9 protein-coding genes are annotated in these 10,673 nt (G+C 71.1%); 1 reads left to right on the top strand and 8 read right to left on the bottom strand.

Annotated elements, in window-relative coordinates; translation table 11 throughout:
- Window positions 1-128: 128 nt before the first annotated feature.
- The 4 genes from VHK87_RS18145 to rpiB form a co-directional block, all read right to left on the bottom strand.
- Entirely contained in the window at window positions 129-1,274 is a 1,146-nt protein-coding gene (locus VHK87_RS18145) for an aminotransferase class I/II-fold pyridoxal phosphate-dependent enzyme (RefSeq protein ID WP_329636299.1), read from the bottom strand.
- Window positions 1,275-1,284: 10 nt separating this feature from the next.
- Entirely contained in the window at window positions 1,285-2,202 is a 918-nt protein-coding gene (locus VHK87_RS18140) for an EamA family transporter (RefSeq protein WP_329636298.1), read from the bottom strand.
- Window positions 2,203-2,244: 42 nt separating this feature from the next.
- Entirely contained in the window at window positions 2,245-2,637 is a 393-nt protein-coding gene (locus VHK87_RS18135; protein WP_329636297.1) for a hypothetical protein, read from the bottom strand.
- A 100-nt stretch (window positions 2,638-2,737) separates the two neighbouring features.
- Window positions 2,738-3,187: a ribose 5-phosphate isomerase B gene (rpiB, locus tag VHK87_RS18130; protein WP_329636296.1), complete on the bottom strand. Its 450-nt coding sequence runs from the start codon at window positions 3,185-3,187 to the stop codon at window positions 2,738-2,740.
- 120 nt (window positions 3,188-3,307) lie between these two features.
- Here rpiB and VHK87_RS18125 point away from each other — a divergent pair, with 120 nt between their 5' ends.
- Window positions 3,308-5,665, top strand: a complete 2,358-nt coding sequence (locus tag VHK87_RS18125) for a penicillin acylase family protein (RefSeq protein ID WP_329636295.1) — start codon at window positions 3,308-3,310, stop codon at window positions 5,663-5,665.
- On the opposite strand, the gene VHK87_RS18120 is transcribed toward VHK87_RS18125, so the two are convergent.
- From VHK87_RS18120 to VHK87_RS18105, 4 genes are all read right to left on the bottom strand, one after another.
- On the bottom strand, window positions 5,649-6,800 hold the full coding sequence (locus VHK87_RS18120; RefSeq protein ID WP_329636294.1) for a mechanosensitive ion channel family protein: 1,152 nt from the start codon (window positions 6,798-6,800) through the stop codon (window positions 5,649-5,651). The genes VHK87_RS18125 and VHK87_RS18120 overlap by 17 nt on opposite strands.
- A gap of 50 nt (window positions 6,801-6,850) precedes the next feature.
- Complete coding sequence (tcuA, locus tag VHK87_RS18115; protein ID WP_329636293.1) at window positions 6,851-8,323, bottom strand: FAD-dependent tricarballylate dehydrogenase TcuA; 1,473 nt, start codon at window positions 8,321-8,323, stop codon at window positions 6,851-6,853.
- Window positions 8,324-8,326: 3 nt separating this feature from the next.
- Entirely contained in the window at window positions 8,327-9,196 is an 870-nt protein-coding gene (locus VHK87_RS18110; RefSeq protein ID WP_329636292.1) for a phytanoyl-CoA dioxygenase family protein, read from the bottom strand.
- A 67-nt stretch (window positions 9,197-9,263) separates the two neighbouring features.
- The coding region (locus VHK87_RS18105) for a PAS domain-containing hybrid sensor histidine kinase/response regulator (RefSeq protein WP_329636291.1) at window positions 9,264-10,673 on the bottom strand (1,410 nt) is incomplete at its 5' end.

Below are 10,673 nucleotides of genomic sequence, written 5' to 3'. Positions count from 1 at the left end.
TGGTCCGCGCGCAGATGTGCGGCGACGCGTCGCGTACTCTTCTCATTGCCCATCGCCGGGCGTGTCTCGGCGACCCACACCGTTGCGCTGGCGCACGGCCTGAAGCCGGCGATGACGAGAGAGAGGAGCTAGGCGCCGCGCGCCGGCGCCTGAGCGGCGAACCAGGGCTTGAGGCGGCTGAGCGCCTCCTCCACCTCGGGGGTGGAGACGGCGAAGCTGAAGCGGATGAACCGGCGGCCCTCGACGGGGTCGAAGTCGACGCCCGGCGCGGTCGCCACCCCGGTGTCGCGGAGCAGCCGTTCGCAGAAGGCCAGGCTGTCGTTCGTCAGGTGGCCGATGTCGGCGTAGATGTAGAAGGCGCCGTCCGGCGGGGCGATGGCCGTCAGCCCGAGTGCGGGCAGGGCTTCCAGCAGCAGCTGGCGGTTCTCGCGGTAGACCTCGACGTGGCCGTCCAGCTCCTCGCGGCAGTCCATGGCGGCCAGCGCCGCGTGCTGGGCGAGCGAGGGGGCGGTCAGGAACAGGGCGCCCATGAAAGCCCGGGCGCGGGCCACATGCTCCGGCGGCGAAACCAGCCAGCCGAGCCGCCAGCCGGCCATGCTGAAGTATTTCGAGAAGCTGTTGATCACCAGCGCCTGCGGCTCGAACTCCAGCATCGAGCGGGCCGCCTCGCCGTAGGAGAGGCCGTGGTAGATCTCGTCGGAGACGATGCGGATCCCCCGCTCGCGGCAGATCCGGGCGATGGCGGCGAGCTCCTCGCCCGGGATGATGGCGCCCGTCGGGTTCGCGGGGCTGGCGACGATCAGGCCGGCCGGCGCCGGGTCGATGGCGGCGATCTGCGCCGCGCTCAGGCGGAACCGCTCGGCATGGCCGCAGGGCAGCTCCAGCGGGACCATGTTCAGCGCTTTGAGCGTATTGCGGTAGGCGACGTAGCCAGGCCGGGCGATGGCCACCACGTCACCGGGCTTGAAGCTCGACGCCAGCGCCATCACCAGGGCCGGCGAGGCGCCGCAGGTCAGCACGATCTGCTCGGGCTCGACCGCCACGCCGTAGGTCTCGGCGTACTGGCTGGCGATGCGCGAGGTCAGCGCCGTGCTCTCCCAGTAGCCCATCGGGTCGCTGTCCAGCACGCGGTGGGCGACCTCCAGGGCGGCCTGGGGCGCGCCGGTGGACGGCTGGCCGAACTCCATGTGCAGCACCGAGCGCCCCTGCCCCTTCAGCTCGTGGGCGATGCGGCTGATGGCGATGGCGTGGAACGGCTCGATGTCGTCGGACATGGGGCCCCGCTTAGCTGGCGCCGGTGCGCTGCGCCACCCCCGCCGCCCGCGCCCCTCCCAGCAGCGGCCAGAGCAGGTTCAGCGCCAGCCCGCCGAGCACCAGGGCCGCGGCCGCCAGCTTCCAGGCCGGCATCCCCTCGCCCAGCAGCAGGGCCGAGGCCCCCATGCCGAACACCGGCACCAGCAACGCCATCGGCGAGACGGCGGCCGCGGCGTTACGGGCCAGCAGGAAGCCCCACGCCGAGTAGCCGAACAAGGTGTTGCCCACCGTCTGCCAGGCCACAGCCCCCCAGGTGCCGGCGTCGGCGGCTCGCACGCCGTCGGCGATGGCGGCCGGTCCTTCGACGAACAGCGCCAGTAGGATCAGCGGCGGGGCGGAAAACAGGCTCGACCAGATCACGAAGGCCAGCATGGAGGCCTGCGGGCTGCGGCGAGCGACGAGGTTGCCCCCCGCCCAGCAGAGGGCGGCGAGCAACACCAGCCCGAGACCGAGCAGGGTCGCATCGCCCTGGGACCGGAGGGCGATCACCGCCAACCCGGCCGCGCCGAGCACGAGCGCGGCCCACTGGTAGCCGCGCAGGCGCTCGTGGCTGATGACCATGGCCATGCCGACGGTGAAGAACACCTGGGCCTGGACGACCAGCGAGGCCAGCCCCGGCGAAATATGGCCGTCCATCGCCAGGAACAGCAGCCCGAACTGGCCGGCCCCGATCAGCAGGCCGTATGCGGCGAGGTCCCTCCACGGCACAGTCGGCCTGCGCACGAAGAAGATCGCCGGCAGGGCCGCGAAGGTGAACCGCAGCGCCGCCAGGGTGAATGGCGGCAGGTCGTCCAGCGCCCAGCGGATGACGACGAAATTGGTCCCCCACACCGCCGTCACGGCCAGGGCGAGCAGCGCATGCGGCCAGGACAGGCGGGTGGAGGACATGGCCGCGCTGTAGCACCCGCCGAGGGCGGCGGGCCAGGGCGGCTAACGCCAGTCGCCGGCGGCCTTGAGAACCCCGGGCTTCTGCAGCAAGGCCGCGAGGGGTCGCTGCTCGATGGTGCAGGAGGCGACGGCGTGACCGTCGGCCAGCGCCTCGATCTTGCACACGGCGTCCTTGCCGAAGGCCGCCGCCATCAGGGCGCTCTTCGGCGTCCCGTCGCCGGCCGCGTCGGCCACACGGAGCGGCACCCACTTCTCCGGCTCGAAACCCTCGGCGACGCAAAGCGTCTGGCCGTCCTCGACGTGCAGGACCGGGCCTTCGATCACCTCTCCGGGCTTGGGGAGCGGCCCGGAGCAGACGCCGGCGTGAGCCGCGTCCGCGAACGCCAGTCCGCCGGCCACGGCCAGGCAGGACAGGAGGCGGTACAGGCGGAACATGGGAAGACGAACCCCCGGCGAGCGCCCGACGGGGATCATCGCCTCATGTTATCTAAGTAGTGAATTGCGCGTCGGTTCCCAAAGCGTAGCCGGGCCGTCGCTATCCCTCCAGCGCCCCGATCATCTCCACCCGCGGCGCGTGCCGGCCGCCCTCGAACTCGGCGGTCAGGAAGGCGTCCACAAGGTCGAGCGCCAGGCCTTCGCCCACCACCCGCGCGCCGATCGAAAGCATGTTGGCGTCGTTGTGTTGGCGGATCATCCGGGCTGAGAATGTGTCGACGCACACGCCGCAACGGATGCCCTTGACCTTGTTCGCCGCCATCATGATCCCCTGCCCGGTGCCGCAGAGGATGATCCCGAATCGGCAGTCGCCGGAGGCGACCCGCCGCGCGGCCGCTTCGCCGTGCTGAGGATAGGGCGTGCTCTCCGAGCTCGTGGGTCCGATGTCGACCACCTCCCAGCCCTGCGCCGCGATATGGGCGGCGATCGCCTGCCGGAGCTGAATGGCGGTGTGGTCGCTGGAGAGGACGATCTGGTTGTTGGCTCTCATGGAGAAGTCGTCCCGTTTCACAAGGCGATTTGGCGGCGTGGCCGAGTAGGATCAGGCGCCTTGGGCTTCGTCAATTTTTCGGCCAGCGCGGCGAGGGTCGAATCCCTCTTAGCTGGCCGAATGCGCGCCCTCTTCCCGCTTGTCGCGAGCGCCGTGCTGGCTCTCGCCTCCCCTTCCGCCGGCGCCGAGCCGGCCCGCGAAACCCGGACGCTGGCGGGTCTCGCCGCGCCGGCCGAGATCCGCATCGACCGCTGGGGGATCTCCCACATCTACGCGGGCTCGGTGCGGGACGCGTTCTTCCTGCAGGGCTACAACGTCGCCCGCGACCGGCTCTGGCAGATCGACACCTGGCGCAAGCGGGGGCTGGGCCTGCTGGCCAGGGACTATGGCCCGGCGTTCGCCGAAAAGGACCGCGCCGCCCGCCTCTTCCTCTATCGCGGCGACATGGACGCCGAGTGGGCCGCCTACGGCCCCCACGCCAAGGGCTACGCCGAGGCTTTCGTCGCCGGGATCAACGCCTACGTCGCCGAGGTGGATGAGGGTCGCCGCCCGCTGCCCGAGGCGTTCCGGCTGGCCGGCACGCGCCCGAACCGCTGGAGCCCCGAGGACGTGGTGCGGATCCGCAGCCACGCCCTCTCCCGCAACGCCGCCAGCGAGGTCGGCCGGGCGCGCATCGCTTGCCGGGCCGGCGGAGTCGGCGCGGCGCGGCTGTTCCGGCTGCTGGAGCCGGAGTGGCGGACGAAGGTCCCCGAGGGTTTGGATCCCTGCGACATCCCCGAGACGGTGCTCGAGGACTACCAGCTGGCCACCGGCGGCTTCCGCCTGCCGGCCGGCGTGGGCGCGCAGGCGGGACTCGATGCGCCCTCCCCTGACGCCGTCGGCTCCAACAACTGGACGGTCTCCGGCGGCCGCACCGAGACCGGCCGGCCGATCCTCGCCAACGACCCGCACCGGGAGCACGGCGTCCCCTCGCTCCGCTACATCGTCCACCTGGAGGCGCCGGGCTTCTCGGTGATCGGCGCCGGCGAGCCGGCCCTGCCGGGAATCTCCATCGGCCACAACGGGACCATCGCCTTCGGCCTGACCATCTTCAACGCCGACCAGGAGGACCTGTACGTCTACGAGACCGACCCGGCCGATCCCGACCGCTACCGCTTCGGTGAGGGGTGGGAGCCGATGCGGATGGTGCGCGAGGCCATCGAGGTTAAGGGCGAACCGCCCAGGATCGTAGAGCTTCGCTTCACCCGCCACGGCCCTGTGGTGTTCCGCGATCCCAAGTCCCGACGCGCCTTCGCGGTCCGCAGCGTCTGGAGCGAGCCTGGGACCGGCGCCTACTTCGGCTCGGTCGACTACATGACCGCCAAGGACTGGGCGGGCTTCTCCTCGGCCCTGCGGCGCTGGGGCGCGCCGTCCGAGAACCAGATGTACGCCGACACCTCCGGCCACATCGGCTGGGTCGCGGCGGGCAAGGTCCCACGCCGGCCGGCGTGGGACGGCCTGATGCCGGTGCCCGGCGACGGCCGCTATGAGTGGGGCGGGTTCCTGTCGGCCGAGGAGCTGCCGTCCAGCTACGACCCGCCGCAGGGCTGGCTCGGCTCCGCCAACCAGATGAACCTGCCGCCAGGCTTCCCCCTCGCCGAGCGCAAGGTCGGGTTCGAGTGGTCGAACCGGGCGCGGATGGACCGGATCGCCAAGGTGCTGGGCGAGGACGACAAGGTCAGCGTCGCCGACTCCATGGCCCTGCAGACCGACCCCTACAACACCATCGCCGACCGGCTGATCCCGCTGCTGCCGGCCCGGGCCGGCCGTCGGGACCGCGAAGCGAACGCCGCGCTGGCCCTGCTGCGCTCATGGGACCGGCGCGCGGCGGCCGACAGCGCCGGGGCGGCGTTGTTCGAGACCTGGATCATGAAGCACCTGGGGCCGGCGGCCGTGAACCGCGCCGCGCCCCGCCCGGTGCGCGAGATGCTAGGCGGCGGCGACCTGGCGGCCGCCGTGAACCTCTTGGAGCGCTCGCCGACGCTGCGGACGCCGATCATCCTGCCGAGCCTCGCCGGCGCGTGGCGGGAGGTGGAGGGCCGGCTGGGACCCGATCCGGAGAAGTGGCGCTGGGGCGACCTGCACCAAGCCAAGTTCGAGCATCCGCTGTCGCCGCTGCTCCCCGTTGCCGAGCGCGAGCGGCTGGCGGTCGGCCCGACGCCGATGTCGGGCACGGCGCACTCACCGCTCGCCGCCACCTGGCGGCCCTCGGACTTCCGCGTCGTTTCCGGCGCCTCCTTCCGAATGGTCCTGGACGTGGGCGCCTGGGACAACAGCCGGGTGGTCAACACACCCGGCCAGTCGGAAGACCCGGCCAGCCCTCACTTCCGCGACCTCTTCCCGCTCTGGGCGCGAGGCGAGTACGTCCCCCTCGCCTACTCGCGGCCCGCTGTGGAGGCTGTCACCGAACGCGTGATCGCGCTCACGCCCGGCCGCTAGGCGGCTGCGGCTCTCGGGGCGCGAAGCTGCGCGCGTCCTCATAGGCGCCTTCGCCGGACGGCAGCTCGATGCGCTCCCGGGGCAGCGCCTCCGGGTGCTCGGCCTTCAGGAAGGCCACCAGCTTCTCGCGCACCTCGCAGCGCAGGTCGAACGCCTCGCCAGCGTTGCGGGCGCTGACCAGGCAGCGCAGCTCCATGGTCCGCTCGCGCAGTTCAGTGACCTGCAGCACCGCCACCCGCCCGTCCCACCGGGGCGAGGCGCGGGCGATCTCCTCGAGCTTGGCGCGGATGGCGGGCACGGGCGCCGCATAGTCCACGTGGACGAACACCACCCCGATCAGCTCCGCGTTCTCGCGCGTCCAGTTCTGGAACGGCTTCTGCAGGAAGTAGCTGAGCGGCAGAACGAGGCGGCGCTGGTCCCAGATCCGGATGACCACGTAGGTGGCGGTGATCTCCTCGACGTTGCCCCACTCGCCTTCGACCACCACGGCGTCGTCGATGCGGATCGGCTGGGTCATGGCGATCTGGATGCCAGCGATCAGATTGAACAACAGCGGCTGCAGCGCCAGGCCGACGATGATCGAGGCCGCACCGCCCGCCGCAAGCAGGCTGACGCCCCACTGGCGCACGCCGCTGACGGTCATCAGCGCCAGACCAGCGGTGACGATGAAGATGAGTATGATCAATGCCCGCCGCAGGATGCGGACCTGCGTCAGGTGCTTGCGGGCGAGAAGGTTGTCCGAAACGTCCACCCGGAAACGGCGCATGTAGAGCGCCGTGCCGATGTCCAGGGCGATGTACGCAGTCCAGCCGAGCAGCACGATGAAGCCGATCAGCAGCAGGTGCTTGAGGCCGCCCTCCAGCGCCTTCGGCAGGGGCGCGATGGTCGATGAGGCCGCCAGCGCGACGATGACAAGGGCCCAGCGCCCCGGCCTTCGCGTGCGCACCACCAAGGGCCGCCAGAACTCGTTCGCTCTGCGCATCGCCCGCCGGACCAGCCGGACCAGGATCTCATGCAGGACCAGGGCGGCGGCAAGCGCGATGGCCATCAGGCCCAGGCTGAAAGCCCAGGGCGGCACGCCGGTCTGACGCTCGGCCTGGGCGATCAGGCCAGCGAGGCTGTCGATCAAGTTCACCGGTCAGGGGCTCCCGCACCCGAAAGCCGCTGCGCTCGGACAGGTTCCCCCTAGGCCGCGCCGTCCTGGGCGGCGCTCGCGCCGGCGATCTTGCCGAACACCGCGCCGGCTGTCAGGCCCGTGCCGCCGGGATAGTTGTGCCAGAACAGCCCGCCGACCATCTCGCCGGCGGCGTAGAGGCCCGGGATCGGCGCAAGGTCGACGTCCAGCACCCGCCCGGACCGGTCGATCCGCACCCCGCCAAAAGTGAACGTGATGCCGCAGGTGACGGCGTACGCCTCGAACGGCGGCGTATCGATGGCCTGGGCCCAGTTGGACTTGGGCGGGCTCACGGCCCTGGCCGCCTTGCCGTCCTTCACGTTCGGATCAAAGGACACGTCGGCCCCCACGGCGCCGTTGAAGGCGCGGATGGTGTCGAGAGCCCGAACGGCGTCCACGTCTTCCAGCTTCTCGACGAGGGCCTCCAGCGTGTCCGCCGTCACTTTGGTGACCTGCCGGATGCGGTATTCGTCGCGCAGCAGGTGGCGGGTCTTGGCGTCGAACACCTGCCAGGCGAACTGCCGCGGCTGGGCCAGGATCTCCCGGCCGTACTTGGCGTAGGTGTAGTTGCGGAAATCCGCGCCCTCGTCGACGAACCGCTCGCCGCGGGCGTTGAGCATTATCCCGAATGGGTAGGAGTGCTTCTGGAACCCGTCGCCGACCGTCAGGTCGCCGAACTCCGGCGCGTTGCGCTCCCATCCCACCGCATGGCAGCCGGACCAGTGGCCATAGGGCATCGCCCCGATCTCCAGCGCCATCTTGAGGCCATCGCCGGTGTTGAACCGGCTGCCGCGCACCTTGGCCAAATCCCAGCCCGGCCCCAGGTAGCGGGTCCTCCACTCGGCATTCGCCTGGAACCCGCCTGCGGCCAGCACGACCGCGTCGGCGGCCAGTTCATGGGTGCGCCCCTCAATCCTCGCCCGCACGCCCCGCACCCCATCGTCGCCGGCGATCAGCGACAGGGCACGGGCGCCGTAGCGGACCTGGATACCCTCCCGCACCGCGATCCCCGTCCAGGCGTCCACCAGTCCCGGCCCGCCGCCCCACGCCTCCACGGTCAGACCGCCCCAGAACTTGAAGCGGCCGTCCACCTGGAAGGCCTGCCGGCCCCAGATCGGCGCGAAGCGGACGCCCTTCTCCGCCATCCAGAACAGAGTCGGGCGGCTGCGGCGCACCAGGAGCTCGCAGAGTTCCGGGTCGGTGCGGTACTCGGTGACCCGGCCCATGTCCTCGAAGAACTGCTCCTCGGCGTAGGCGCCGAAGTCGGTGCGGGCGACCTCCTCGTCGGTCAGGTCGGGCATCAGCCGGCGAAGGTCCTCGACCCCGGAATAGGCCAGGCGCATCGCCCCGGCCGTGAAGCGGGAGTTTCCCCCGGCCTCGGCCTTCGGCGCGCGCTCCAGGACCGTGACTTCCGCGCCCCCTTCGCGCGCCGCGGCGGCCGCGGCGAAGGCCGCGTTCCCGCCGCCGACGACGATAACCCTCACCCGCTAGGCGCCCTGCGGGGCCTGGCGGACGACGGGCGGGGCCCAGCCAGGCTCCAGCGCCTTGGCGGGCGTCTCGGCCGTGACCATCCCCATGAAGCTGTTCATCCGCGTGTCGTAACCGAGCAGCTCGCGCACCCTCGGCGAATAGCCGCGAACCATCTCCTTCGGAATCGCGAGGAAGAAGTTCTCCTGCGTCCGTACCCAAGGCTCGCAATATTGATTGGTGAAGGCCAGGCGCGGGGCGTGGCTGCGATTGGCCCCGCCGCCGTGCAACAGCGTGCCCAGCATGATCAGCGCCGCGCCGGGGGGCATCACCGCCGGCCGCTTGGCGTCGTCCACCTCCGGGACCGGCCGCCCCGCCTCGCGCGCCTCGCGCATCGCGGTGAGCTCGGCGTCGCTCCAGCGATGGCTGCCGGGAACGATCACCGTCGCGCCGTTCTCTTCGGTGAAGGCGTCGATCGCGACGATGACCGTGATGCTGAGCGCCGGCCGCGGTCGGGGGATCGGATAAAAGCTGTCGTCGGTGTGCAGCCGCTGGGCCGCTTCGCCAGGATAGATGCAGATCGCCTGGCTGGCGGTCAGCAGGAACCGGGGCTGGAGGAACGCCCCCAGGATCGCCATCAGCCGGGGCTCCTCGGCGGCGTCCTGGAACACCGGCGCGCGGGCCACCAAGGTGTAGACCCGCTCGGTTTCGCGGCCCTCAAAGTCGTTGCGCCCGCGATAATGACCGAGGAAGGGCTCCAGGCCCGTCCGCGCCGCCTCGACCTGGGCCGAGCTCAGGAAGTCGTCGATGATGGTGTAGCCGTCGCGGCGCATCGCCTCGAGGTGGGGGCCTACGTCCAGGCCCGCCGGGGCAGCCGCCATGTCGTCCATGGTCGTCCTCGCCTAACGTCGTTGTATGCGCCAGTGGGCGCCAGTTCCGGCGCGATGGCAACCGTCGTCAGGCGGCCTGCGCTTCGGCCGGACCGTCCAGCACCTGCCGCAGGGCGGCGAACAGCAGCTCCACCTGGATCGGCTTGGCGACCACGGCGTCCATGCCGCAGGCCAGGTACTCCGCTTCCTGGTGCGACATGGCGTTGGCCGTCAGCGCCACGATCGGCGTGCGGGCCCGGCCGGTCTCGGCCTCCCGGCCGCGGATCACCTGCGCCGCCGTCGGACCGTCCATCTCCGGCATCTGGACGTCCATCAGGATGACGTCCCAGTCGCCGCTCTCCCAGGCCTCCACCGCCTTGCGGCCGGTGTCGACGATGGTCGGCGCCACGCCGGCCTGGCCCAGCAGGGTGGTCAGCACCAGCTGGTTTACCGGGTTGTCTTCGGCGGCCAGAATGCGCAGCTGCGGCGACTCCTGGGCGGGCGCGGCAGGCGCGTGCGTCGCCTCGACGGGCTCGGCGTCGCGCAGCCGCTCGAGCGGCAGGGTGACGGAGAACACCGCCCCCTCGCCCGGCCGGCTCGCAGCCGAGATGGAGCCGCCCATCAGCTCGGCCAGTTCGCGGCAGATCGACAGGCCCAGGCCCGTACCGCCGAACCGGCGGGTGGTGGAGGCGTCGGCCTGCTCGAACTTCTGGAACAGCCCGGCGAGCCGCTCAGGGTCGATGCCGATGCCGCTGTCCTTGACTGTCAGCTTCAGCCCCTGGCGGTTGCGCCCGACGCGCACGGCCACGGCGCCAGTTTCGGTGAACTTCAGGGCGTTGGAGACCAGGTTGAACAGGATCTGGCGCACCCGCACGGCGTCGCCGAGGTAGACGCCCCTGGCGGCGGCGTCGATGCGCAGCGAAAAAGCCAGCCTCCGCTCCCGCGCCACGGCGTCGAAAGCGGCCTGGGCGCCGCGGGCCAGTTCGGCGATGTCGAACTCGGTCTGCTCGAGCTCCAGCTTGCCGGCTTCGATCTTGGAGAGGTCCAGCACGTCGTTCAGGATCGCCAGCAGGGCCTCGCCGGACTGGCGGATCACGTCCAGCCGCATGCGCTGCGGGGGGGCCAGCTCGTCGGCGGCCATGGCCTGAGCCATCCCCAGCACGCCGTTCAGGGGGGTGCGGATTTCGTGGCTCATGGTCGCGAGGAAGGTGGACTTGGCCCGGTTGGCGGCCTCGGCCTCCTCCTTGGCCAGCAACAGCAGCTGTTCGGATTTCTTGCGGGCGGTGATGTTCTGCATCGCCCCGATCAAGCGCAGCGGCCGGCCCTTGGGATCGTTGATTAGCCTCAGGGTGCAGGCGGTCCAGACCTCCTGCCCGTCCTTCCGCTTGAGCCGGTACTCGGGGTGGTAAGGCTCGCCTTCCCGGAAATGCCGCCGCCAGGCTTCGCGAACCTTCGGCAGGTCCCGCTCGTCGACCCTGCTGTAGATGTCGGCGGCCAG

Origin of the sequence: Phenylobacterium sp., assembly GCF_036263695.1 — a bacterium.
Classification (GTDB): Bacteria; Pseudomonadota; Alphaproteobacteria; order Caulobacterales; family Caulobacteraceae; genus Phenylobacterium.
Note: the sequence above shows the minus strand (reverse complement) of the source record. Positions and strands in the feature narration are given on the sequence as shown.